The sequence below is a fragment of the Erwinia sp. CGal63 genome (assembly GCF_037026505.1).
Taxonomy (GTDB): Bacteria; Pseudomonadota; Gammaproteobacteria; order Enterobacterales; family Enterobacteriaceae; genus Erwinia.
On sequence record NZ_JAKUMN010000002.1, the window covers coordinates 497,331 to 520,695 of the forward strand.

Consider the following 23,365-nt stretch of genomic DNA (forward strand, 5'->3'; position numbering starts at 1 on the left):
TTGGTTATTTAATATTACCAACCCTTCTTTAAGGGTTATTATGCCAGTCGTTACCCTAACGCTATCTTGCTGTCTTTACGGCCCGGACCACCGATACTGGAACTCTCAAAGCAATGACGACTCAGGCATCTCCCGCTTCTCTGCTTCCGCTTAATCCGGAACAGCTTTCCCGCCTTCAGGCGGCCACCGGCGATTTCTCTGCCACGCAGCTGGCATGGCTTTCCGGCTACTTCTGGGGCATGGTCAATCAGGCGCCGGGCACCACGGTCGCCAGCGCGCCCGCGCCGGTCGATGTGCCGACCATTACGCTGCTTTCCGCTTCGCAGACCGGTAACGCGCGTCGCGTCGCCGAGCAGCTGCGCGACGATCTGCTGGCGGCGAAGCTGAACGTAAACCTGGTTAACGCGGGCGATTACAAATTCAAGCAGATTGCGCAGGAGAAGCTGCTGGTGGTCATCACCTCTACTCAGGGTGAAGGCGAGCCGCCGGAAGAGGCCGTGGCGCTGCACAAATTCCTGATGTCGAAGAAAGCGCCGAAGCTGGACAACACCGCCTTCGCCGTCTTTGGGCTGGGCGATACCTCTTATGAATTCTTCAGCCAGGCCGGTAAAGATTTCGACAGCAAGCTGGGCGAGCTGGGCGGCGAGCGCTTGCTGGATCGCGTGGACGCCGATGTGGAATACGCGGCGGAAGCGGAGCAGTGGCGTAAAAAGATTGTCGAGGTGCTTAAGGCGCGCGTGCCGACTGAATCGCCAGCCGCTGCCGTGGCAAACGCTACCGGCACGGTGAACGAAGTTTTCAGCAGCCCCTACACTAAAGAGGAGCCGCTGACCGCCAGCCTGGCCGTCAATCAGAAAATCACCGGCCGCAACTCCGACAAAGACGTGCGCCATATCGAAATCGATCTGGGCGATTCCGGCCTGCGCTATCAGCCAGGCGATGCGCTGGGCGTCTGGTATGAAAACGATCCTGAGCTGGTTAAAGAGCTGGTCGAGCTGCTGTGGCTGAAAGGCGACGAGCCGGTAGACGTTAACGGCGCGACGCTTTCGCTTAACGAAGCGTTGCAAAAGCATTTTGAGCTGACGGTCAACACCACGCAGATCGTCGAGCAGTACGGCAAACTCAGCCGTGACGAAAAGTTATTGTCTCTGGTCAGCGATAAGAGCCGTCTGCAGCACTATGCGCAGACGACGCCGATTGTGGATATGGTACGCCAGGCACCGATCGAGCTGCGTGCGGAGCAGCTGATCGAACTGCTGCGTCCGCTGACGCCGCGCCTCTATTCCATCGCTTCCTCCCAGGCGGAAAGCGAGAGCGAAGTGCATATCACCGTCGGCGCGGTGCGTTACGAAATCGATGGCCGTGCCCGCGCGGGCGGCGCTTCCAGCTTCCTGGCCGATCGGCTGGAAGAGGATGGCGAAATTCGCGTCTTTATTGAACATAACGACAATTTCCGTCTGCCGGCCAATCCGGAAACGCCGGTGATTATGATTGGGCCCGGCACCGGCATCGCGCCGTTCCGCGCCTTTATGCAGCAGCGCGACAACGACGGCGCGGAAGGCAAAAACTGGCTCTTCTTCGGCAATCCGCATTTTACCGAAGATTTTCTCTATCAGGTGGAGTGGCAGCGCTACGTCAAAGACGGCCTGCTGACCAATATCGATCTGGCCTGGTCGCGCGATCAGCAGCAGAAAGTCTACGTGCAGGACAAAATTCGCGCTAAGGGTGCGGAGGTCTGGCGCTGGATTCAGGAAGGCGCGCATATCTACGTTTGCGGCGACGCTAACCGCATGGCGAAAGATGTGGAGCAGGCGCTGCTGGAAGTGGTCGCGCAGTACGGCGGCATGGATATTGAGACCGCCGACGAGTTCCTGAGCGAGCTGCGCATCGAACGCCGCTATCAGCGAGACGTCTACTAGTCAGGCCGCTTCGCCCCGTCGGCGGCCCGCCGGCGGCACTAACGAATATAAATGAGACAGTCTTATGAGCAATGAAAAATATCCCGGCCCGCTGGTGGTTGAAGGCAAACTGACCGACGCCGAGCGCCTGAAAAAAGAGAGCAACTACCTGCGCGGCACGATTGCGGAAGATCTGGATAACGGCCTGACCGGCGGTTTTACCGGCGATAACTTCCTGCTGATCCGTTTCCACGGCATGTACCAGCAGGATGACCGCGATATTCGCGCCGAGCGCGCCGAGCAGAAGCTGGAGCCGCGTCATGCGATGATGCTGCGCTGCCGTCTGCCTGGCGGCATCATCACGCCGACGCAGTGGCTGGCGATCGACAAATTCGCTGCGGACAATACGCTCTACGGCAGCATTCGCCTGACCAACCGCCAGACTTTCCAGTTTCACGGCATTCTGAAAGGCAACGTCAAGCCTGCGCACCAGATGCTGCATGAAGTCGGTCTGGATGCGCTGGCGACCGCCAACGACGTTAACCGTAACGTGCTTTGTACCTCTAACCCGGTCGAGTCCGAGCTGCATCAGGAAGCTTACGAGTGGGCGAAAAAGCTCTCCGAGCATCTGCTGCCGCAAACCCGCGCCTACGCGGAAATCTGGCTGGACCAGGAAAAGGTCGCTACCACGGATAAAGAGCCGATCCTGGGCGAAACCTATCTGCCGCGTAAGTTCAAGACCACCGTAGTGGTGCCGCCGCATAATGATGTGGATCTGCACGCCAACGACCTGAACTTTGTCGCCATTGCCGAAAACGGCAGGCTGGTTGGCTTTAACCTGCTGGTCGGCGGCGGACTCTCTATCGAGCACGGCAACAAGGCGACCTATGCGCGCACCGCCAGCGAATTTGGCTATCTGCCGGTAGAAAAAATTCTCGATGTGGCGGAAGCGGTGGTCACCACGCAGCGCGACTGGGGCAACCGTACCGACCGTAAGAACGCCAAAACCAAATACACGCTGGAGCGTGTGGGCGTGGAAACCTTTAAGCAGGAAGTCGAGCGTCGCGCCGGTCTGACCTTTGAGCCGATTCGACCTTACGAATTCACCACGCGCGGCGATCGCTTTGGCTGGGTGAAAGGCATCGACAACAACTGGCATCTGACGCTGTTTATCGAAAATGGCCGTCTGCTGGATTATCCAGGCCGCCCGCTGAAAACCGGCATGGCCGAGATCGCCAAAGTGCACACCGGCGACTTCCGCCTGACCGCCAACCAGAACCTGATCGTAGCGGGCGTGCCGGAAGAGCAGAAGCCCGCGATCGAACGCATCGCGCGTGAGCACGGCCTGATGGAAAGCGTCACCGCGCAGCGCGAAAACTCAATGGCCTGCGTGGCGTTTCCGACCTGTCCGCTGGCGATGGCGGAAGCTGAGCGTTTCCTGCCGTCATTTGTGACGCATGTGGAAGAGCTGATGACGGCGCACGGCGTCGGCGACGAACATATCGTGCTGCGCGTTACCGGCTGCCCTAACGGCTGCGGCCGCGCGCTGCTGGCGGAAGTCGGTCTGGTCGGCAAGGCGCCGGGACGCTACAACCTGCACCTGGGCGGCAACCGCACGGGGACGCGCATCCCGCGTATGTACCGCGAAAATATCACCGAAGATGAAATTCTAACTATCCTTGATCATCTGTTGGGTCGCTGGTCAAAAGAACGTGAAGCGGACGAAGGCTTTGGCGATTTCACCATTCGCGCTGGCGTGGTGGAACCCGTTCTGGATCCGGCCCGCGATTTTTGGGCATAACGGAGGCGCGAAATGGCTCTACTCGATCTCTCGGCACTGAACGAACTGCCTAAAGTTGAGCGCGTAATGGCGCTGGCGGAAATCAACACCAGGCTGGAGAAACTCTCCGCCCAGGATCGCGTGATCTGGGCGCTGGAGAATCTGCCTGGCGAAGCGGTGCTCTCTTCCAGCTTCGGCATTCAGGCGGCGGTAAGCCTGCACCTGGTCACCCAGGCGAAGCCGGATATTCCGGTGATCCTGACCGACACCGGCTATCTGTTTCCGGAAACCTATCAGTTTATCGACGAGCTGACCGACAAGCTTGGCCTGAACCTGAAGGTGTTTCGCGCCGAGCAGAGCGCGGCCTGGCAGGAAGCGCGCTATGGCAAGCTGTGGGAGCAGGGCGTGGAAGGCATTGAACGCTACAACGACATCAACAAGGTCGAACCGATGAACCGCGCGCTGCAGACGCTGAACGCCCAGACCTGGTTCGCCGGGCTGCGCCGTGAACAGTCCGGCAGCCGCGCTAATCTGCCGGTGCTGGCCATCCAGCGCGGCGTGTTTAAAGTGCTGCCGATTATCGACTGGGATAACCGCCAGGTGCATCAGTATCTGAAAGAGCATGACCTGGGCTACCATCCGTTATGGGATCAGGGCTATCTCTCCGTCGGCGACACGCATACCACACGCAAATGGGAGCCGGGCATGGCGGAAGAAGAAACCCGCTTTTTCGGCCTCAAGCGCGAGTGCGGCCTGCACGAGTAATAAAAAACGCCCCGATTAAGGGGCGTTCCTGTGAACATTTTCGCATTCAGACAAGTAACTACATTCCCACCAGCGCGGAAAAGTCTGTCGCGCCGCGCGTGACGTTGACCTTAGTTACCTCGTAATCAGCCACCTTCTGAAACGCATCTTCCGCCAGAATCTCATCCAGCCGTGCCCGATCGATATCTTTTACCAGAATCACGCCGCCGGTACGCGGATCTTTACGGCCTGCGGCAATAAAAGTGCCGTCGTTAAAATAGTGATCCAGCCAGGCGAGATGGGCCGCCAGCGCCGCTTCTACTTCTTCTATTGGCTGGTTGTAGGTCAGACTGACAATATACATAAGATTCCTCAGGCTTCAGGTTGGGGATTAGCTAACTCGCGGATCAGCGGCAGCAGGATCCTGACGCTCTCTTGCGTACGGCGAGTAATACGGTTGGGTAGCCAGCGATCGATCCAGGCGAGGCTGTCGCAGCTCGCCTGCTGCTGACAGCTTCCCAGCGGAAAATGAACGTTGGTGGTGTGCAGCTGCCGTCCTCGGATATCCCAGTTGGCGGCGCGAACGCTCAGTAGCGGAATACCGGCCTTATCGAACGTCTCCACGGCGGGTTCTCTTTTTACCGCTTTGCCCAAAGTAGCGGCCGAAATATGCGCCGCACGGGCAATCGCCAGCGCGCGATCCCGCGTCTGTCGCGCCACAGGTTCAGGCGTGTTGGCGCCGCTGTTAAACCAGAGCCTGTTGCCCACAATCAGGTTGTTCAGCTTAATCACCAGCAGCGTATTCTTTTTCTCTTCCGGCTTCATGCGGGCGAGGTAATCCTCTTCGGCGTGCAGCGCGCCGCCGCTCAGCGCCACAAAGCGCAGGCTGTAGTGCAGCGGCACCGATTTTAGCTGTTCCGCCAGCTCCAGCATCACGCCGAGACCGGAAGCGTTTTCATCCGCGCCCTGCAAGGTCAGGCCGCCGCGGTTTTTTTGCCGATCCTCGTCGCTTAACGGCAAATAAGTGTCGGCCTCCGCCAGAACCACAATCTGCTGCGGCACCTCGCCTGCGCGCGCGGCGATAACGGAAGTGGTGGTAACGCTGTGGTCGCTAACGTGTCCATCCTGCGACCTGTATTGATAGCGGGCGGTAAAATCTCTTTTATTGCTTTCATAACCCCACTGCTGGAACTGCTGCTGCAGATAGTCGGCGTTCAGCATCTCGGCAGGGCTGCCAGCCATGCGGCCCGGAAAATACGCGGCGATATGCCGCAGCTGCTGCTCGGCGAACTGGCCCTCTTTGGCCGCCGCGTAAAGCGGAGAAAATGAGCCCAGCGCCAGTAGCGCGCTCAGGCAAAGTCGGGAAAACATGTGGCGTCCTTAATCGTCATCCTGTCTTGATACAGCGGAAATATTTGCGGCTCCAGTATGAAAGTGTGACCGGCTCCGCACAATTACAATCCTTCTGAAAGCCCCTGAAATTCCTCTGTTAAGCACATTTTGTGCGTAGCTTTGCCGCTACGTTATTCCATTCGGTAACTACTCATTCCAATTAGTAATTTCATAAGCCTTCGCCGTCGCCCTATAGTCGCCGTTAACTTTTTGTTATTTAGCAAGGCTGACGTGGATTATCTTCCCCTTTTTGCAGACATCCGGAACAAACCGGTGCTGGTAGTCGGCGGCGGCGATGTGGCCGCACGTAAAATCGAGCTGCTGCGCCGGGCAGGCGCGCGCGTACAGATTGCCGCGCGGGCGCTGTGCGAAGAGCTGACGGCGCTGAAAGAGAGCGGCGAAGTGGAGTGGATCGCCAGCGACTATCAAAGCGCGCAGCTTGACCAGGTTTATCTGGTGATCGCCGCCACCGACGACAGCGAACTCAACAGCCGCGTTTTTGACGATGCCAGCGAGCGCCGGCTGTTCGCAAACGTGGTCGATGACCAGCCTAAATGCTCCTTTATCTTTCCCTCGATTGTCGATCGCTCGCCGCTGGTGGTGGCTATCTCTTCCAGCGGCACGGCGCCGGTGCTGGCGCGACTGCTGCGCGAAAAGCTGGAAGCTTTGCTGCCGGGCAACCTGGGCCAGATGGCCGCGCTTGCCGGTAGCTGGCGCGATCGGGTTAAAGAGCGCTTGACCAAAATGTCGCAGCGCCGCCGCTTCTGGGAAACGGCGTTTAACGGCCTTTTTGCCAGTCAGGTCGCTGCCGGCAATCTGGTCGGCGCGGAGCAGACGCTGGCCGATCAGCTGGATAACCCGGAAGCCAGCCAGGGCGAAATTATCCTGGTCGGCGCCGGGCCTGGCGACGCCGGGCTGCTGACATTGCGTGGGCTGCAGGTAATGCAGCAGGCCGACGTGGTGCTTTATGACCATCTGGTCAGCGATGAGATCCTCGATCTGGTGCGTCGCGATGCCGACCGCATCTGCGTTGGCAAACGCGCCAGCGCGCACAGCGTGCCGCAGGAAGAGACCAACCGTATGCTGGTCGAGCTGGCGAAAAAGGGCAAGCGGGTAGTGCGCCTGAAAGGCGGCGATCCCTTTATCTTTGGACGCGGCGGCGAAGAGCTACAGGCTGCGGTAGAAGCGGGCATTCCTTTTCAGGTGGTGCCGGGCGTCACCGCAGCGGCAGGCGCGACCGCCTATGCCGGTATTCCGCTGACGCACCGCGACCACGCCCAGAGCGTGCTCTTTATCACCGGCCACTGCCGCGCCGACGGCGAAGGACTGGACTGGCCGTCGCTGGCTCGCGCCCGCCAGACGCTGGCTATCTATATGGGCACGGTAAAGGCGGCGGAAATCTCCGCGCAGCTTATCGCGCATGGCCGCGACGCGCAGACGCCGGTTGCGGTGATCGGTCGCGGTACGCGCCAGGATCAGCAGGTGCTGACCGGCACGCTACAGGAATTAGAACAACTTGCACAACGTGCGCCAACGCCAGCCCTGTTAGTGATTGGGGAAGTGGTTAACCTGCATCAGCAGCTGGCGTGGTTTCAACATTCAGCGCAGCGGGCGGTTAGCTCTTCCGCCGTTGTGAATTTGGCTTGAGGAAAAGTTATGGATCAAAAACGACTCACCCACCTGCGTCAACTGGAAGCGGAAAGTATCCATATCATCCGTGAAGTGGCGGCAGAGTTCGGCAATCCGGTGATGATGTACTCTATCGGCAAAGACTCATCGGTGATGCTGCACCTGGCGCGCAAGGCGTTCTATCCCGGCACGCTGCCTTTCCCGCTGCTGCATGTGGACACCGGCTGGAAATTCCGTGAGATGTATGAATTCCGCGACCGCACGATCAAAGAGATCGGCGCGGAGCTGCTGGTGCATAAAAACCCGGAAGGCGTGGCGATGGGCATCAACCCGTTCGTGCACGGCAGCGCCAAGCACACCGACATCATGAAAACCGAAGGGCTGAAGCAGGCGCTGAACAAATATGGCTTTGACGCCGCGTTCGGCGGCGCGCGTCGCGACGAGGAAAAATCCCGCGCGAAAGAGCGTATCTACTCGTTCCGCGACCGTTTTCATCGCTGGGACCCGAAAAACCAGCGTCCCGAGCTGTGGCACAACTACAACGGCCAGATCAACAAAGGCGAAAGCATTCGCGTCTTCCCGCTCTCTAACTGGACCGAGCTGGATATCTGGCAGTACATCTTCCTGGAAAATATCGAAATCGTGCCGCTTTACCTGGCCGCACCTCGTCCGGTGCTGGAGCGCGACGGCATGCTGATGATGATCGACGACGATCGCATCGACCTGCAGCCTGGCGAGGTGATCGAGCAGCGCATGGTGCGTTTCCGTACGCTTGGCTGCTGGCCGCTGACCGGCGCGGTGGAGTCCGAAGCGCAGACGCTGCCGGGCATCATCGAAGAGATGCTGGTGTCGACCACCAGCGAACGTCAGGGGCGCGTTATCGACCGCGATCAGTCCGGCTCGATGGAGCTGAAGAAACGCCAGGGTTATTTCTAAGGAGCCGAGATGAACAACGTCATTGCACAACAAATTGCCGACCAGGGCGGCGTGGAAGCCTGGCTGCACGCCCAGCAGCACAAAAGCCTGCTGCGCTTTCTGACCTGCGGCAGCGTCGACGACGGCAAAAGCACGCTGATCGGCCGCCTGCTGCACGATACCCGTCAGATTTATGAAGATCAGCTCTCTTCGCTGCACAGCGACAGCAAGCGCCACGGCACTCAGGGCGAGAAGCTCGACCTGGCGCTGCTGGTGGATGGTCTGCAGGCCGAACGCGAGCAGGGCATCACTATCGATGTGGCCTACCGCTACTTCTCTACCGAAAAGCGCAAATTTATCATCGCCGACACGCCGGGACACGAGCAGTACACCCGCAACATGGCGACCGGCGCTTCCACCTGCGACCTGGCGATCCTGCTGATCGATGCCCGTAAAGGCGTGCTGGATCAGACTCGCCGCCACAGCTTTATCTCTACGCTGCTGGGTATTAAGCATCTGGTAGTCGCCGTCAATAAAATGGATCTGGTGGAATACAGCGAAGAAAGGTTTGAGCAGATCAAACAGGATTATCTGGATTTCGCCGCGCAGCTGCCGGCCGATCTGGATATCCGCTTTGTGCCGTTGTCGGCGCTGGAAGGCGAAAACGTCGCCTCAGCGAGCCAGGCGATGAGCTGGTATACCGGCCCAACGCTGCTGGACGTGCTGGAAACCGTCGAGGTCAGGCGCGTGGTGGAGCAGCAGCCGATGCGCTTCCCGGTGCAGTATGTTAACCGCCCGAACCTGGATTTCCGCGGCTATGCCGGTACCCTGGCGTCCGGCGTGGTGGCGGTTGGTCAGCGCGTGAAAGTGCTGCCATCCGGCGTCGAATCCTCCGTAGCGCGCATCGTCACTTTTGACGGCGATCTGCAGGAAGCGCAGGCGGGCGAAGCGATCACGCTGGTGCTGAAAGATGAAATCGATATCAGCCGCGGCGATCTGCTGGTGGCCGTCGACGCCGATCTGAAGCCGGTACAGGCGGCCAGCGTGGATGTGGTGTGGATGGCCGAGCAGCCGCTGTCGCCGGGCCAAAGCTTTGACGTCAAAATTGCCGGTAAAAAAACGCGCGCGCGCGTGGAGAAGATTCACTATCAGGTCGAAATCAACAGCCTGGATCGCCGCGAGGTAGATAACCTGCCGCTGAACGGTATCGGCCTGGTCGATATCACTTTCGACGAGCCGATGGTGCTGGACAGCTATCAGCAAAACCCGGTAACCGGCGGCATGATCTTTATCGATCGGCTGAGCAACGTCACGGTCGGCGCAGGCATGATCCGCGAAGCGAAGGCCGATAGCGTGCAAACCGCCAGCGACTTTAGCGCCTTTGAGCTGGAATTCAACGCGCTGGTGCGTCGTCACTTCCCGCACTGGGGCGCGCGCGATATTTCAGGCGGTCAATAATGGCCGCTCACGATGAAAACGTCGTCTGGCACTCGCACGCGGTAACGCGTGCGGAACGCGAGCAGCTGCACGGTCATCAGGGCGCGATACTGTGGTTTACCGGGCTTTCCGGCTCCGGTAAATCCACCGTAGCGGGCGCGCTGGAGCAGGCGCTGCATCAGCTTGGCGCCAGCACCTATCTGCTGGACGGCGACAACGTGCGCCACGGGCTTTGTCGCGACCTGGGCTTCAGCGACGCCGATCGCAAAGAAAATATTCGTCGCGTTGGCGAAGTGGCGAAGCTGATGGTCGACGCAGGCTTAATCGTGCTGAGCGCCTTTATCTCGCCGCATCGGGAAGAGCGGCAGATGGTGCGCGATATGGTCGGGGAAGGGCGCTTTATTGAGATATTTGTCGATACGCCGCTGGCTATCTGCGAAGCGCGCGATCCCAAAGGACTCTACAAAAAAGCGCGGGCCGGCGAACTGCGTAATTTCACCGGTATCGACGCGGTTTACGAGGCGCCGGAACGACCAGAAATCCATCTGGATGGCGAACAATTGGTAACAAATTTACGCCTGCAAGTGTTAGATCTGCTGCGTGAGCGCGATATTATCAGGGCCTGAGATAGCCACGGCGAATCGCCTCAGAGCGGGCCGTATTACGCGTCAACAGGATACTTATGCATAACGTTACGCCCATGCTGGCCCGCAAAGACGATCGCCAGGAAGAACCGGCCTGGTCTTTTCCTGGTGGAGTGGCAGGCTTCGCCTGCTACTGGTTCGCGCTCGCGATCCCTTTTATGCTTTATGGCTCCAACACGCTGTTTTTCTTCCTCTATACCTGGCCCTTCTTCCTCGCGCTGCTGCCCGTTTCCGTGCTGGTCGGCATCGTCGCCAGCGTGCTGCTGCGCGGTCACCTGATCTGGACGCTGCTGCTGACCATCGTGGTGGTGATCGGTCTCTTCTGGCTGCTGTTTACCTGGCTGAGCGGCTGGTAAACGCGCTCGTTGCGGCAGGGTTTGCTTTTTCCCCGGCAAAATCTGATGTCTGAATGCGCCTGGTGGTAACAGAAGGTTGCCCGGCGGCGCTGTTTTACGCCGTTAAACGCTCACCGATTCGCCAAACGACCGCTATTTCGCGGCCGCAGTGGAGTCGGGAGAAAAGTTATGGGATGATTGAGCCGTTTTTCAGGGGGCGGGGATGGGAAAACTGACGCTGCTGTTACTTGTACTACTCGGCTGGCTGCAATATTCGCTCTGGCTGGGCAAGAACGGCCTACATGACTATACGCGCGTTAACGACGATGTTGCGGTGCAGCAGAGCAGTAACGCCAAATTAAAAGCGCGCAACGATCGGCTTTTTGCGGAAATCGACGACCTCAATGGGGGATCGGAAGCTATCGAAGAGCGCGCGCGCAATGAGCTGGGCATGATCAAGCCCGGCGAGACCTTCTATCGCCTTGTGCCGGATCGCAGCAAAAAAGCGCAGGCCAATCAACAACGATAAAACATGACTATGGCAGGTACCGAGGTGATTGCCGTCGTGCCCGCTGCCGGTGTCGGCAGCCGGATGCAGGCGGCCTGTCCCAAGCAATATCTTCATATCAATGGTCGCACGATCCTTGAACACGCGATTGACGGTCTGCTGGCGCACCCGCTGGTAAACCAGATTATCGTCGCCATCACGCCGGACGATCCCTGGTTCTTCACGCTGCCGATAGCGAAGGATCCTCGCGTGCGCTGGGTGGCGGGCGGTAAAGAGCGCGCCGATTCGGTGCTGGCGGGACTGGAAGCGGCGCCGGAAGCCCGCTGGGCGCTGGTGCACGACGCGGCGCGTCCCTGTCTGCATCCTGACGATCTCGCGCGCCTGCTGGCGATTACCGCCACCAGCCCGGTCGGCGGCATCCTGGCCGCGCCGGTACGCGACACCATGAAACGCGCGCAGCCTGCCAGTCCGGCTATCGCCCATACCGTGGAGCGCGAGGCGCTCTGGCACGCGCTGACGCCGCAGCTGTTTCCTCTTGAACTGCTACGCAGCTGCCTGCAGCGAGCGTTGCATGAGGGCGCTATCATTACCGACGAAGCCTCCGCGCTGGAGTATTGCGGCTACCATCCTGAGCTGATCGCGGGCCGCAGCGACAATATCAAGGTGACGCGACCGGAAGATCTGGCGCTGGCCGCGTTTTACCTGACTCAATTACACAATAAGGAGAGCGCATGATGCGTATCGGCCACGGTTTTGATGTACACGCGTTTGGCGGCGAAGGCCCGCTGATTATCGGCGGCGTACGGATCCCTTATGAGAAAGGGCTGCTGGCCCATTCCGACGGCGACGTGGCGCTACACGCGCTGACCGACGCGTTGCTGGGCGCGGCGGCGCTGGGCGATATCGGTAAGCTCTTCCCGGATACCGACGACGCTTACAAAGGCGCCGACAGCCGCGAACTGCTGCGCGAAGCCTGGCGCCAGATTGAGAAAAAAGGCTATCGCGTGGGCAACGTCGACGTCACTATCATTGCTCAGGCGCCGAAGATGCTGCCGCACGTGCCGCAGATGCGCATCAATATCGCCGAAGATCTGGACATCCACATGGACTGCGTCAACGTCAAAGCCACCACCACCGAAAAGCTGGGCTTTACGGGACGCGGCGAAGGCATCGCCTGTGAAGCCGTGGCGCTGCTGATTAAGGCTGACGCCTGATGCTCGCCTGGCTCTACGGCCAGCCTGCCGCCAGCGGCGTGGTCAAGGCGAACCCGGAAGACTTTGTAGTGATCGAAGATCTGGGCTATCGCCCGGATGGCGACGGCGAACAGGTGCTGGTGCGCATCCGTAAGAACGGCTGTAACACTCGCTTTGTGGCCGAAGCGCTGGCGAAGTTCGCTAAAATTCATCCGCGCGACGTCAGTTTTGCCGGCATGAAGGATCGTCATGCGGTAACGGAACAGTGGTTCTGTCTGCGCGTGCCGGGCAAAGAGACGCCGGATTTCGCCGCGTTTCAGCTGGAAGGCTGCGAGGTGCTGGAGAGCGCGCGTCATCGCCGCAAGCTGCGCACCGGCGCGCTGCAGGGCAACGCCTTTACGCTTATTCTGCGCCAGATTTCCGATCGCGAGAGCGTTGAGCAGCGTCTGCAGCAGATAGCGCAGGGCGGCTTCCCGAACTACTTCGGCGAGCAGCGTTTCGGCCATGCCAACAACAACCTGGTGATGGCGCGACGCTGGGCGGCGGATGAAATCCGCGTGCGCGAGCGTAACAAGCGCAGCTTCCTGCTTTCTGCAGCACGCAGCGCATTATTTAACCAGGTGGTCAGCGATCGCCTGGAAAAAGTAGGCTCGCTGACCCGCGTGATCCCCGGCGATGCGCTGCAGCTTACCGGACGCGGCAGCTGGTTTGTCGCTATGGAAGAAGAGCTAAGCACGCTGCAGGCGCGTACGGATAACAACGAGCTGCGCGTCACGGCGCCGCTGCCGGGCAGCGGCGAGCCGGGCACGCAGGGCGAAGCGCTTGCGTTCGAACAGCAGAGCCTGGCGAACGAGGCGACGCTGATCGAGCTGCTGGCACGCGAACGTGTCGAGGCGGCGCGGCGCGCCGCGCTGGTGGTGCCGCGCGATCTGCGCTGGAACTGGTGGGACGACGTCACGCTGGAGATTTCTTTCTGGCTGCCGGCGGGCAGCTTCGCCACCAGCCTGGTGCGCGAACTGCTTAATCAGCCGGACGGCGAGGCGGAGGTTGGCGAGTAGCCGGAAAAGCGGCCGTCGCCTGACCGCGTCCGGCGAGGCTATGATGCTCAATGGATTGATAAAAAGGGGTTTAATTTCAGATGCGAATATTGCTGAGTAACGACGACGGTATCCACGCGCCGGGTATCCAGACGCTGGCGGCCGCGCTGCGTGAGTTCGCAGAAGTTCAGGTTGTGGCGCCTGACCGCAACCGCAGCGGCGCCTCTAACTCGCTGACGCTGGAAACGCCGCTCCGCACTTTTAACTACCCCAATGGCGATATTGCGGTTCAGATGGGAACGCCTACCGACTGCGTCTATTTAGGCGTCAACGCGCTGATGCGGCCCGGCCCTGATATCGTCGTTTCCGGCATCAATGCCGGGCCAAACCTGGGCGACGACGTCATCTATTCCGGTACCGTTGCGGCGGCGATGGAAGGCCGACATCTGGGCCTGCCTGCGCTGGCCGTCTCACTGGACGGTCATGAGCACTACGCCACGGCCGCCGCTGTCACCTGCTCTCTGCTGCGCGCGCTTGAGCGCGAACCGTTGCGCACCGGCCGCATCCTGAACGTCAACGTGCCGGATCTGCCGCTGAGCGAAATCAAAGGCATCCGCATGACCCGCTGCGGCAGCCGCCATCCCAGCGACCAGGCGATCCCGCTGCAGGATCCGCGCGGCCATACGCTTTACTGGATTGGGCCGCCGGGTGAAAAACTCGACGCCGGGCCCGATACGGACTTTGCGGCCGTCGAGGAAGGCTTTGTGTCGGTAACCGCGCTCCACGTCGATCTCACCGCGCATGCCGCGCAGGAGGTCGTCGCTTCATGGTTAGCCAGTTCGGGAGTTGAAAACGAATGGTAAACCGCCGTATTGAAACGCTGCTCGCCCAGCTTCGCCAGCAGGGCATAACCGATGAAGCGCTGCTCAAGGCGATCGAAGCGGTGCCGCGCGAGCGTTTCGTCGACGAAGCTTTTGAGCATAAAGCCTGGGACAATACGGCACTGCCGATCGGTTCCGGCCAGACCATCTCTCAGCCCTATATCGTAGCGAAAATGACCTCGCTGCTGGCGCTAAAGCCCGAGTCGCGGGTGCTGGAAATCGGCACCGGATCCGGCTATCAAACCGCTATCCTGGCGCATCTTGTTCAGCATGTTTGTTCCGTCGAGCGCATTAAAGGCCTGCAGTGGCAGGCGAAGCGGCGGCTGAAACAGCTCGATCTGCACAATGTCTCTACCCGTCACGGCGATGGCTGGCAGGGTTGGCCTTCCCGCGGGCCTTTTGACGCCATTATCGTGACCGCCGCGCCGCCGGAAATCCCGGTCGATCTGATGAACCAGCTCGATGAAGGCGGCATCATGGTGCTGCCGGTAGGCGAAGAGCAGCAGCAGCTCAAGCGTATTACCCGCAAAGGCAGCGAGTTTCTGGTGGAAACCATTGAACCGGTGCGCTTTGTGCCGCTGGTGCAGGGCGATCTGGCCTGACCGCGAGGCAATTGTACGTATCTGTTAATGACCTCTATCTGTTAATGGCACGCGGCGGTCGATATTGTTACTATCCTATGATTCAGAATTTAATGCTGTTGGCGCAGCTTTAGCCGAGCGTAGTCGTACAGTTTTCATCGTTTTGTCGTAGCGGGGGATATCAATGAGCACGGGAAGCCCGGTAGTAAAATTACGCCGTATTGCGGCGGTTTCGCTGGTTGGATTTTGGTTAGCTGGCTGTTCCAGCGATAACACACAGGCGCCAATCAGTTCGGTCGGCGGTAACAGCAGCGCCAACAGCGGCGGCGGACTGATTACTCAGCCGCCGCCGATCGTCTCCGGTTCCGGCAACGTCGCGCCTGTGGCCAGCAGCGCACGAAATGAAAATGTTGTTATGCAAAATGGCAAGATCGTCTACAACCGCTCGTATGGGAATATTCCGAAAGGTAGCTACAGCGGCGAAACCTACACCGTAAAACGCGGCGACACGCTGTTCTATATCGCGTGGATTACCGGCAACGATTTCCGCGATCTGGCAGACCGAAATAACATCCCTGCGCCTTACAGCCTCAACGTTGGCCAGCAGTTGCAGGTTAGTAACGGCTCCGGTGGCACGCTTACCGGCGGCAATGCAATCACCGCTGCCGATGCGACCGCCGGCGGCGTACCGACTCAGCCGACCACTGCGCAAATGAAGAGCACAACGGTTGCACGTCAGCCAGTTATTACGTATTCTGAGGATTCAGGTAAACCAAGTGAAGGAAAAATGTTACCTTCAGCCGGTACAAATAATGTCGCAACGACGACAGCGCCGGTAACTGCTCCGACCGTCAGCAGCACAACGAACAGCTCTACTCCGGTAGGCAGCTGGCGTTGGCCGACCGACGGGAAGATCATCGATAACTTCTCTGCTTCCGAAGGCGGCAATAAAGGCATCGATATCGCGGGATCGCGTGGACAGCCCGTTGTTTCAACCGCCTCAGGGCGCGTTGTGTACGCCGGGAATGCGCTGCGCGGTTATGGCAACTTGATTATCATCAAACATAATGATGACTACCTGAGTGCATATGCCCATAACGATACTATGCTGGTCCGCGAGCAGCAGGAAGTAAAAGCGGGTCAGAAAATTGCGACCATGGGCAGTACCGGCACCAGTTCGGTTAGATTGCATTTTGAAATTCGTTACAAGGGGAAATCCGTAAACCCGTTGCGCTATTTGCCGCAGCGATAAACCGGCAGAACCCTGGTGTTCTGCCCTGGGATCACGGGTAGGAGCCGCTTATGAGCCAGAATACGCTGAAAGTTAACGAGTTACATGAAGACGCGGAATTCGACGAAAACGGAGCTGAGATTTTTGATGAGAAGGCTCTTGTCGGAAACGAACCTGCTGATAACGATATAGCTGAAGAAGAGCTGTTGTCACAAGGCGCCACGCAACGCGTATTGGATGCGACGCAGCTCTACCTGGGAGAGATTGGTTATTCTCCGCTCCTTACGGCTGAGGAAGAGGTGTTCTTCGCTCGTCGTGCTCTGCGTGGCGACGTTCCGTCTCGTCGCCGCATGATCGAAAGTAACTTGCGTCTGGTAGTGAAGATCGCTCGTCGTTACAGCAATCGTGGTCTGGCTTTGCTGGATTTGATTGAGGAAGGTAACCTGGGCCTGATCCGCGCGGTAGAGAAATTTGACCCTGAACGTGGGTTCCGTTTCTCTACTTACGCTACCTGGTGGATTCGTCAGACCATTGAACGGGCAATCATGAACCAAACCCGTACTATTCGTCTGCCAATCCATATTGTTAAAGAGCTGAACGTCTATCTGCGTACCGCACGCGAACTGGCCCACAAGCTGGATCACGAGCCAAGCGCGGAAGAAATCGCCGAACAGCTGGACAAACCTGTTGATGACGTCAGCCGTATGCTGCGCCTCAACGAACGCATCACCTCGGTTGACACGCCGTTAGGCGGAGACTCTGAGAAAGCGCTGCTGGATATCCTGGCCGACGAGAAAGATAACGGTCCGGAAGATACCACCCAGGACGATGACATGAAGCAGAGCATCGTCAAATGGCTGTTCGAACTGAACGCCAAACAGCGTGAAGTGCTGGCGCGTCGCTTTGGCCTGCTGGGCTATGAAGCGGCAACGCTGGAAGATGTGGGTCGTGAAATTGGTTTGACCCGTGAACGTGTTCGTCAGATTCAGGTTGAAGGTCTGCGTCGTCTGCGGGAAATCCTGCAGGCTCAGGGACTGAACATTGAAGCCCTGTTTCGCGAATAACATGCGCTGAGTGACTAAGAAAAGCGGTGGTGAAAACCACCGCTTTTTTATTGCCTGTCGATCAGACGATCTCTTTGGCCTTGTCCTTCGCGTCGGACTTCACATCCTGCATAGCGTAGGTATCCATTACCGCGCCTTTATAAGCGCTCATCAGCATCTGCACCGGACTGACCTTGCCGGTCAGCAGCCCTTGCGCGACGCCTTTCAGCGCGTCGAACGCGGTTTTCACGCCGCCCACGATGCCGCCCTTAATCACATCCCAGGGATTAGTGCTTTCCGCGCGACCCATACCGGTCAGGACATTGCTGAGGCCCGGAATAAAGGCCAACGCTTTGCCCAGCTTCAGGCAGATACCCTGAAAACCGCTTTTATTGGTGCCGTTCAGATTAACCATTTCGTCGTTGGTGGTGGTCAGCCTGCCGTCTTTGGGAAACGCTTTGTCCAGTCCCTGTTCCGCCACGTCTTTAACTATCGCCGCTTCGGTGCCGTGGCGCGCGTCGCCGCTTTTGGTAAGTCCTTCGATTTTACCGTTGGTCGAGATCTTGCCGCGATCGCCGCCTTCGCGGTTATCCAGCGCCTTCACGTTATTTAAAAAGTAGGACATATTTTTCGCCGCCAGCGCGCGGCTTTTTTCATCGGGATTGTTGGCCGTCCAGTCGCCAAACTGTTTTTTCAGCTCGCTCTGCTTGATATCTTTCTGATTGCCCAGGTTTTTCAACACCGGGTTGTCGTTGATAATCTGATCGGCAGAGCGATTATCGCCATCCATATTTTTAAACAGGGTGCCGCTGGAAGGCGGGACGCTGGTGTCCTTCTCGCTGGTCGGCATCGGTTGTGCGCTGCTGTTACCCGTGGCGTCGGCAGTGCCGGTCGTCGCGCCAGCGCCCGTGGTGGCCGTGGCGCCCAGCGAAGAGAGCAGCTCCTTCAGCTGCGACAGCGCGCTGCTAAGCTGGGTGTCGGTGCTGCTGTTGCCGGACGACTGCTGGCCTTCCTGGCTCTGCTTCAGCAATTTGGCGATACTGTCGAGCAGCATCTGCAGCTGCGACATCACGTTTTGCAAGTTGCCGGTTGTGCCGTTGCCGCCAGCGGCGTTGCTGCCAGAAGAGCGCTGCTGAGCCAGCTGTTCCTTGATTTTACTTAACTCTTCCTGACCCTGTTTCACCAGCGAATCGATCAGCGTTTTATAATCTGAACTCAGCGACGCGGTTGAGGCTTTCTGGCTGGTTTTACCCTCCGCGCCGCCATACTGCAGCAGGCTGGATTTTTCCGGCGCGGCAGCGAGATCGCTGCTTTGCGTTTTGCTAAAGCGCGCGGAAAATTGCCCCGCGTTAATCGCCTCGCTGTTTGGCCCTCCGGGACTCACTCTCATATTCATAACGCTCTCCACTGGATTAGATGAAATGACGCGGACAAAACGGCGCGGCGCGGGCGGCGCTTTATCACTGTCATTACGTGGGAGAGAAGAGGGCGATGGTTCCATTGAGCAAGCAAGGCTGTGACAGAAGGCGGGTGTCTGCGGCTATGCGGTGAGAGTGCGTTTTTAAGATTAAGGCAGATGCGTGACTGCATCTCTTGACTGCATTAAAGTTCGTGTTAGCATGACTTCATAAAGTGACTGCACAGGGCAAGGGAATGAAAGAGCAGATAGCATCACTCAGGAAGAGGCAAAAAGGGACGCTCGAACGGATATTTAAAATGCCTGTCCAGTCGGGCATTAAGTGGAGCGAGATTGAGTCGCTGATTAAAGCTCTGGGTGGTGAAGTTAAGGAAGGTCGCGGTTCGCGCTGCAAGTTTTTCCTGAACGGCAGTATTGCCAGTTTCCATCGCCCACATCCATCACCGGATACAGATAAAGGCGCTGTAGCCAGCCTGCGAGAATGGCTTGAAAGTACAGGAGTAAAACCATGACCAAAGCTCTGCCATCGAACACCATTAAAATTGCCGGGCAACCAGCAATTGTCACTTTCGTGCCGGAGTTAAACGCTTTTCGTGGTAAGTTTTTGGGCTTGACCGGCTATTGTGATTTTGTAGCAGACAGCGTACAGGGTTTAATAAATGAGGGGGAAACCTCGTTACGTGAATATCTTGATGACTGTCGTGCGGCGGGTATCGAACCTTATGCACAGCAAGAGAAGCTGAAAACTTTCACGCTGCGTTACCCTGAGTCCTTTGGCGAAAGTTTGAACCATGCCGCCGCTGAGAACGAAACGTCAGTAAATTCTTTTATTATCGAGACGTTAAAAGAACGAATGAAGCAGATATAGGCGACAGCCGTACCAGAGAAATTACAGTGATAATCTGATTTGTGACGTTAGCGGAGAGTGTCGTAAAGCACTCTCCGCTAGTTTTAAAACAGCATGGCCTTGAACACCGTTCTTATCTATTTCGCCAGAATCTGGCGAAATAGGGTATCAGGTCTGATAGCGCTAATTTATAGCGATCTTCCGGCATAGTGCAGGCCGTCAGCATAGGCAAGCGCATATCAAACAGCCTTAAACCAGCGACTTCAGACGATAGATCCACTCCAGCGCCTGGCGTGGCGACAGGGTATCGGGATCGAGCGCTTCCAGCGCTTCGACAGCCGGCGAGGTCTCCTCAACCAGCAGCGGCAGCTGCGGCCCTTCGGCACTGCCTGCGGCGGCGCTGACGGAGCTGGCCTCCAGCTCTTTCAGTTTCTGCCGCGCGCGCTTGATCACCTCTTTCGGCACGCCCGCCAGCGCGGCAACGGCCAACCCGTAGCTCTTGCTGGCCGCGCCATCCTGGACGCTGTGCATAAAGGCAATGGTGTCGCCATGCTCCACCGCGTCCAGATGCACGTTGGCCACGCCTTCCATTTTCTCCTCCAGCGTGGTCAGCTCGAAGTAGTGCGTGGCAAACAGCGTCATCGCCTTGATGCGGTTCGCCAGGCTCTCCGCACAGGCCCAGGCAAGAGAAAGTCCGTCGTAGGTTGAGGTGCCGCGTCCGATCTCATCCATCAGCACCAGGCTGTATTCCGTCGCGTTATGCAGAATATTGGCGGTTTCGGTCATCTCCACCATAAAGGTGGAGCGACCGGATGCGAGATCGTCCGCCGCGCCGACGCGGGTAAAGATGCGGTCGATCGGCCCGATAACCGCTTCTTCCGCCGGCACATAGCTGCCGATAAAGGCCATCAGCGCTATCAGCGCGGCCTGGCGCATATAGGTGCTTTTACCGCCCATGTTCGGCCCGGTGATCACCAGCATACGGCGCTGCGGCGACAGCGTCAGCGGGTTGGCGATAAACGGCTCTTTCAGCACCTGCTCGACCACCGGATGACGGCCGCCGACCAGCTTAATACCCGGCTTGTCGCTAAAGGTCGGACAGGTAAAGTTCAGCGTCCAGGCGCGCTCGGCCAGATTGCTCAGCACGTCCAGCTCCGCCAGCGCGGAGGCGCTGTTTTGCAGCGCTTCCAGATGCGGCAGCAGCAGATCGAACAGCTGATCGTAAAGCGCTTTCTCCAGCGCCAGCGCTTTGCCTTTCGAGGTCAGAACCTTGTCTTCATACTCTTTCAGCTCGGGGATAATATAGCGCTCGGCGTTTTTCAGCGTCTGGCGGCGTACGTAGTTGATCGGCACCAGATGGCTCTGCCCGCGGCTGACCTGAATATAGTAGCCGTGCACCGCGTTGAAGCCGACCTTGAGCGTATCCAGCCCCAGCTTTTCACGCTCGCGGATTTCCAGCTTGTCCAGATAGTCGGTGGCGCCATCCGCCAGCGCGCGCCACTCGTCCAGCTCTTCGTTATAGCCGGGCGCAATCACGCCGCCATCGCGTACCAATACCGGCGGCGCCTCGATAATGGCTCTCTCCAGCAGCTCGCGCAGCTCGTCGAACTGGCCCATCTGCTGGCGCAGCTTTTGCAGATGCGGCACCTCGCTGTCGACCAGCAGCGCGTCCAGATCGGGTAGCTGCTGGAAAGCGTGACGCATTCTCGCCAGATCTCGCGGGCGCGCCGTACGCAGCGCCAGCCTTGCAAGAATACGCTCCAGATCGCCAACCTGGCGCAGCAGCGGCGCTATCTCTGCGGTGAAATCCTGCAGCGCGCCGATGCTTTGCTGACGATCGACCAGCGTTTTGGTATCGCGGATCGGCATATGCAGCCAGCGCTTCAGCATACGACTGCCCATCGGCGTGACGGTTCTATCCAGCACCGAAGCCAGCGTGTTGTCGATGCCGCCCGCCAGGTTCTGGGTGATCTCCAGGTTGCGGCGCGTGGCGGCGTCCATAATGATGCCGTCCTGCTGGCGCTCCATGGTCAGCGAGCGGATATGCGGCAGCGAAGTGCGCTGGGTATCTTTGACGTATTGCAGCAGGCAGCCTGCCGCCCGTAGCGCAAACTGCGCCTGCTCGACGCCGAAACCGTTGAGATCGCGGGTGCCGAACTGCATGTTCAGCTGCTGGCGCGCGGTGTCCACCTCGAACTCCCACTGCGGACGACGGCGCAGGCCGCGACGGTTCTCAATCAGCGACATGGCGGCAAAATCTTCGGGATAGAGCAGCTCCGCCGGATTGGTGCGCTGCAGCTCTGCGGCCATTGTTTCCAGGTCGGTCGGCTCCGCCAGACGGAAGCGGCCAGAGCTGATATCCAGCGTGGCGTAGCCGAAACCGCGCTGTCCCTGCCAGATTGCCGCCAGCAGGTTATCCTGGCGCTCCTGCAGCAGCGCTTCGTCGCTGATGGTGCCGGGCGTGACGATGCGCACTACTTTGCGCTCGACCGGGCCTTTGCTCAGCGCCGGATCGCCGATCTGCTCGCAGATGGCCACTGACTCGCCCAGCTGCACCAGTTTGGCAAGATAGTTCTCCACCGCATGATGCGGCACGCCCGCCATAGGAATAGGTTCGCCAGCGGAAGCGCCGCGTTTGGTCAGCGAAATATCCAGCAGTTGCGAAGCGCGTTTCGCATCGTCGTAAAACAGCTCGTAGAAATCGCCCATGCGGTAGAAGAGCAGAATTTCCGGATGCTCGGCTTTCAGACGCAGATACTGCTGCATCATCGGGGTATGAGAAGAGAGATTGTCAGTGGTCATTATCGGGTCTTCTTTTCCAGTCCATTGAATATAAAGTCGGCGCGGCGCCGGTTTTACTTCAAAGCGGTGATTGAGCAGGCTCGCCGTGCCGTCAGCGCGAACGATGGCAAAAGTGCGGTGCCCTTTTATTGCGGACTATAGTAACGCAGCGCGATTGATGCTGTCACAGGTAAAAGCCAGAGAGGCGCCGCAAATCTTGTACTGAAAAGTAAAATAATTCAGGCCGGAGAGGAGAATGTTAACGGGCTTAGCCGCTCGTCAGAATAAGCGGTTGAAACAGAACCGAACCGCTGAACCAGGGCTTTGACAACAGCGAAGGGCGCTGGTGCTCAGCCGTGCCCGTTCTGTAGCGCCCAGACGGCCGCTTCCACCCGGGATTTCAGCTTCATTTTTTTCAGCAGATGTTTAACGTGAACCTTTACCGTGCTTTCAGTAATCGACAGCTTGCGGGCAATGGCTTTATTGGTCATTCCCAGGGTAATCAGCTTCAGAATATCGCGTTCGCGTCGCGTCAGCTGCTCCACGTCGCGCGCTTCTGTCGGGCGTGATTCACGCAGGCTGGCCACCAGCACGTTGGTCAGCTTTTCGCTTAGCACCATCTGGCCGGCGGCGGCCTGGTGTAGCGCCTTCAGCAGCGCTTCCGGCTCCATATCCTTCAGCAGATAACCATCCGCGCCGTGTTTTAACGCGTTTACTACGTCATCTTCATGATCGGAGACGCTGAACACCACGATACGCCCGGAAAGGTCGATAGTGCGTAGCTGCACCAGCGTATCCAGCCCGTTCATGCCTGGCATATTAAGATCTAAAAGGATCAGGTCAGGATCGTGCTGTTCCGCCAGCACAACGCCCTGCGCGCCGTCGCTGGCCTCGCCGATAACCTGCAGGCTCTCTTCCAGCTCGATCAGTTGCTTAACGCCGTTGCGCAGCAGCGGATGATCGTCGATCAGCAAAATAGTAGCGGCTTCTTCTTTCACGCTTGTTTTTCCAGAGTCAGGGTGGCGACAGCTCCTTAACGGATCGCCCACATTTTTGCCGATTAAGCACGCTA

Annotated in this window: 23 protein-coding genes; 18 read left to right on the forward strand and 5 right to left on the reverse strand. The window is 58.5% G+C overall.

Annotated features, from left to right (window positions below):
- Positions 1-113: 113 nt before the first annotated feature.
- The 3 genes from cysJ to MKZ79_RS10965 all read left to right on the forward strand — a co-directional run bounded on the left by cysJ (position 114) and on the right by MKZ79_RS10965 (position 4,443).
- Positions 114-1,919: an NADPH-dependent assimilatory sulfite reductase flavoprotein subunit gene (cysJ, locus tag MKZ79_RS10955; RefSeq protein WP_336142036.1), complete on the forward strand. Its 1,806-nt coding sequence runs from the start codon at positions 114-116 to the stop codon at positions 1,917-1,919.
- Between the two features lie 64 nt (positions 1,920-1,983).
- A complete protein-coding gene (gene cysI, locus MKZ79_RS10960) occupies positions 1,984-3,699 on the forward strand; it encodes an assimilatory sulfite reductase (NADPH) hemoprotein subunit (protein WP_336142038.1) in 1,716 nt (571 codons plus the stop codon).
- Between the two features lie 12 nt (positions 3,700-3,711).
- Positions 3,712-4,443 (forward strand): phosphoadenylyl-sulfate reductase, encoded by a 732-nt coding sequence (locus MKZ79_RS10965; RefSeq protein WP_336142039.1) that lies wholly within the window; start codon positions 3,712-3,714, stop codon positions 4,441-4,443.
- A gap of 58 nt (positions 4,444-4,501) precedes the next feature.
- On the opposite strand, the gene MKZ79_RS10970 is transcribed toward MKZ79_RS10965, so the two are convergent.
- Both MKZ79_RS10970 and MKZ79_RS10975 read right to left on the reverse strand, forming a co-directional pair.
- Positions 4,502-4,786, reverse strand: coding sequence for a YciI family protein (locus MKZ79_RS10970; protein WP_336142042.1), 285 nt, complete (start codon positions 4,784-4,786; stop codon positions 4,502-4,504).
- An 8-nt stretch (positions 4,787-4,794) separates the two neighbouring features.
- A complete protein-coding gene (locus MKZ79_RS10975; RefSeq protein WP_336142044.1) occupies positions 4,795-5,793 on the reverse strand; it encodes an aminopeptidase in 999 nt (332 codons plus the stop codon).
- Between the two features lie 252 nt (positions 5,794-6,045).
- Between MKZ79_RS10975 and cysG the strand changes: the two genes are divergently transcribed.
- The 13 genes from cysG (at position 6,046) to rpoS (ending at position 17,269) form a co-directional block, all read left to right on the forward strand.
- Positions 6,046-7,461, forward strand: a complete 1,416-nt coding sequence (gene cysG, locus MKZ79_RS10980) for a siroheme synthase CysG (protein ID WP_336142046.1) — start codon at positions 6,046-6,048, stop codon at positions 7,459-7,461.
- Between the two features lie 9 nt (positions 7,462-7,470).
- Complete coding sequence (gene cysD / locus MKZ79_RS10985) at positions 7,471-8,379, forward strand: sulfate adenylyltransferase subunit CysD (RefSeq protein ID WP_336142047.1); 909 nt, start codon at positions 7,471-7,473, stop codon at positions 8,377-8,379.
- A 9-nt stretch (positions 8,380-8,388) separates the two neighbouring features.
- Positions 8,389-9,816: a sulfate adenylyltransferase subunit CysN gene (cysN, locus tag MKZ79_RS10990; protein ID WP_336142048.1), complete on the forward strand. Its 1,428-nt coding sequence runs from the start codon at positions 8,389-8,391 to the stop codon at positions 9,814-9,816.
- Complete coding sequence (gene cysC / locus MKZ79_RS10995) at positions 9,816-10,421, forward strand: adenylyl-sulfate kinase (protein ID WP_336142050.1); 606 nt, start codon at positions 9,816-9,818, stop codon at positions 10,419-10,421. Before cysN ends, cysC begins: the two co-directional genes overlap by 1 nt.
- Positions 10,422-10,477: 56 nt before the next feature.
- The gene (locus MKZ79_RS11000) at positions 10,478-10,795 is read left to right on the forward strand and encodes a DUF3561 family protein (RefSeq protein ID WP_336142055.1); all 318 of its coding nucleotides are present in this window, start codon (positions 10,478-10,480) and stop codon (positions 10,793-10,795) included.
- Between the two features lie 202 nt (positions 10,796-10,997).
- Positions 10,998-11,303, forward strand: a complete 306-nt coding sequence (gene ftsB / locus MKZ79_RS11005) for a cell division protein FtsB (RefSeq protein WP_336142057.1) — start codon at positions 10,998-11,000, stop codon at positions 11,301-11,303.
- Between the two features lie 3 nt (positions 11,304-11,306).
- Positions 11,307-12,017, forward strand: coding sequence for a 2-C-methyl-D-erythritol 4-phosphate cytidylyltransferase (gene ispD, locus MKZ79_RS11010; protein ID WP_336142060.1), 711 nt, complete (start codon positions 11,307-11,309; stop codon positions 12,015-12,017).
- Positions 12,017-12,496: a 2-C-methyl-D-erythritol 2,4-cyclodiphosphate synthase gene (gene ispF, locus MKZ79_RS11015; RefSeq protein WP_336142198.1), complete on the forward strand. Its 480-nt coding sequence runs from the start codon at positions 12,017-12,019 to the stop codon at positions 12,494-12,496. Before ispD ends, ispF begins: the two co-directional genes overlap by 1 nt.
- A complete protein-coding gene (gene truD / locus MKZ79_RS11020) occupies positions 12,496-13,533 on the forward strand; it encodes a tRNA pseudouridine(13) synthase TruD (RefSeq protein ID WP_336142062.1) in 1,038 nt (345 codons plus the stop codon). Before ispF ends, truD begins: the two co-directional genes overlap by 1 nt.
- Positions 13,534-13,613: 80 nt before the next feature.
- On the forward strand, positions 13,614-14,375 hold the full coding sequence (gene surE / locus MKZ79_RS11025) for a 5'/3'-nucleotidase SurE (protein ID WP_336142064.1): 762 nt from the start codon (positions 13,614-13,616) through the stop codon (positions 14,373-14,375).
- The gene (locus tag MKZ79_RS11030) at positions 14,369-14,995 is read left to right on the forward strand and encodes a protein-L-isoaspartate(D-aspartate) O-methyltransferase (RefSeq protein WP_336142065.1); all 627 of its coding nucleotides are present in this window, start codon (positions 14,369-14,371) and stop codon (positions 14,993-14,995) included. The genes surE and MKZ79_RS11030 overlap by 7 nt, the downstream gene beginning before the upstream one ends.
- A 163-nt stretch (positions 14,996-15,158) precedes the next feature.
- Positions 15,159-16,226 (forward strand): murein hydrolase activator NlpD, encoded by a 1,068-nt coding sequence (gene nlpD, locus MKZ79_RS11035; protein ID WP_336142066.1) that lies wholly within the window; start codon positions 15,159-15,161, stop codon positions 16,224-16,226.
- Positions 16,227-16,276: 50 nt separating this feature from the next.
- A complete protein-coding gene (gene rpoS, locus MKZ79_RS11040; protein ID WP_147199549.1) occupies positions 16,277-17,269 on the forward strand; it encodes an RNA polymerase sigma factor RpoS in 993 nt (330 codons plus the stop codon).
- 61 nt (positions 17,270-17,330) lie between these two features.
- On the opposite strand, the gene MKZ79_RS11045 is transcribed toward rpoS, so the two are convergent.
- Positions 17,331-18,644 carry a hypothetical protein gene (locus MKZ79_RS11045; RefSeq protein ID WP_336142069.1) on the reverse strand — a complete coding sequence of 438 codons (1,314 nt, stop codon included), beginning with the start codon at positions 18,642-18,644 and terminating at the stop codon, positions 17,331-17,333.
- A 257-nt stretch (positions 18,645-18,901) separates the two neighbouring features.
- On the opposite strand from MKZ79_RS11045, the gene MKZ79_RS11050 reads away from it, so the two are divergent.
- Together MKZ79_RS11050 and MKZ79_RS11055 are read left to right on the forward strand one after the other, a co-directional pair.
- The gene (locus MKZ79_RS11050) at positions 18,902-19,177 is read left to right on the forward strand and encodes a type II toxin-antitoxin system HicA family toxin (RefSeq protein WP_336142071.1); all 276 of its coding nucleotides are present in this window, start codon (positions 18,902-18,904) and stop codon (positions 19,175-19,177) included.
- Complete coding sequence (locus tag MKZ79_RS11055) at positions 19,174-19,533, forward strand: type II toxin-antitoxin system HicB family antitoxin (RefSeq protein WP_336142074.1); 360 nt, start codon at positions 19,174-19,176, stop codon at positions 19,531-19,533. The genes MKZ79_RS11050 and MKZ79_RS11055 overlap by 4 nt, the downstream gene beginning before the upstream one ends.
- A gap of 228 nt (positions 19,534-19,761) precedes the next feature.
- On the opposite strand, the gene mutS is transcribed toward MKZ79_RS11055, so the two are convergent.
- Positions 19,762-22,314 carry a DNA mismatch repair protein MutS gene (mutS, locus tag MKZ79_RS11060; protein ID WP_336142075.1) on the reverse strand — a complete coding sequence of 851 codons (2,553 nt, stop codon included), beginning with the start codon at positions 22,312-22,314 and terminating at the stop codon, positions 19,762-19,764.
- Positions 22,315-22,643: 329 nt separating this feature from the next.
- A complete protein-coding gene (gene narL / locus MKZ79_RS11065; RefSeq protein WP_336142077.1) occupies positions 22,644-23,291 on the reverse strand; it encodes a two-component system response regulator NarL in 648 nt (215 codons plus the stop codon).
- Positions 23,292-23,365: the final 74 nt, after the last annotated feature.

Bases quoted from the DNA above. Each gene is read 5' to 3' on its own strand.
- cysJ (WP_336142036.1), top strand. From the start codon at position 114: ATGACGACTCAGGCATCTCCCGCTTCTCTGCTTCCGCTTAATCCGGAA.
- cysI (WP_336142038.1), top strand. From the start codon at position 1,984: ATGAGCAATGAAAAATATCCCGGCCCGCTGGTGGTTGAAGGCAAACTG.
- MKZ79_RS10965 (WP_336142039.1), top strand. From the start codon at position 3,712: ATGGCTCTACTCGATCTCTCGGCACTGAACGAACTGCCTAAAGTTGAG.
- MKZ79_RS10970 (WP_336142042.1), bottom strand. From the start codon at position 4,786: ATGTATATTGTCAGTCTGACCTACAACCAGCCAATAGAAGAAGTAGAA.
- MKZ79_RS10975 (WP_336142044.1), bottom strand. From the start codon at position 5,793: ATGTTTTCCCGACTTTGCCTGAGCGCGCTACTGGCGCTGGGCTCATTT.
- cysD (WP_336142047.1), top strand. From the start codon at position 7,471: ATGGATCAAAAACGACTCACCCACCTGCGTCAACTGGAAGCGGAAAGT.
- cysN (WP_336142048.1), top strand. From the start codon at position 8,389: ATGAACAACGTCATTGCACAACAAATTGCCGACCAGGGCGGCGTGGAA.
- cysC (WP_336142050.1), top strand. From the start codon at position 9,816: ATGGCCGCTCACGATGAAAACGTCGTCTGGCACTCGCACGCGGTAACG.
- MKZ79_RS11000 (WP_336142055.1), top strand. From the start codon at position 10,478: ATGCATAACGTTACGCCCATGCTGGCCCGCAAAGACGATCGCCAGGAA.
- ftsB (WP_336142057.1), top strand. From the start codon at position 10,998: ATGGGAAAACTGACGCTGCTGTTACTTGTACTACTCGGCTGGCTGCAA.
- ispD (WP_336142060.1), top strand. From the start codon at position 11,307: ATGACTATGGCAGGTACCGAGGTGATTGCCGTCGTGCCCGCTGCCGGT.
- ispF (WP_336142198.1), top strand. From the start codon at position 12,017: ATGCGTATCGGCCACGGTTTTGATGTACACGCGTTTGGCGGCGAAGGC.
- truD (WP_336142062.1), top strand. From the start codon at position 12,496: ATGCTCGCCTGGCTCTACGGCCAGCCTGCCGCCAGCGGCGTGGTCAAG.
- surE (WP_336142064.1), top strand. From the start codon at position 13,614: ATGCGAATATTGCTGAGTAACGACGACGGTATCCACGCGCCGGGTATC.
- MKZ79_RS11030 (WP_336142065.1), top strand. From the start codon at position 14,369: ATGGTAAACCGCCGTATTGAAACGCTGCTCGCCCAGCTTCGCCAGCAG.
- nlpD (WP_336142066.1), top strand. From the start codon at position 15,159: ATGAGCACGGGAAGCCCGGTAGTAAAATTACGCCGTATTGCGGCGGTT.
- rpoS (WP_147199549.1), top strand. From the start codon at position 16,277: ATGAGCCAGAATACGCTGAAAGTTAACGAGTTACATGAAGACGCGGAA.
- MKZ79_RS11045 (WP_336142069.1), bottom strand. From the start codon at position 18,644: ATGAATATGAGAGTGAGTCCCGGAGGGCCAAACAGCGAGGCGATTAAC.
- MKZ79_RS11050 (WP_336142071.1), top strand. From the start codon at position 18,902: ATGAAAGAGCAGATAGCATCACTCAGGAAGAGGCAAAAAGGGACGCTC.
- MKZ79_RS11055 (WP_336142074.1), top strand. From the start codon at position 19,174: ATGACCAAAGCTCTGCCATCGAACACCATTAAAATTGCCGGGCAACCA.
- mutS (WP_336142075.1), bottom strand. From the start codon at position 22,314: ATGACCACTGACAATCTCTCTTCTCATACCCCGATGATGCAGCAGTAT.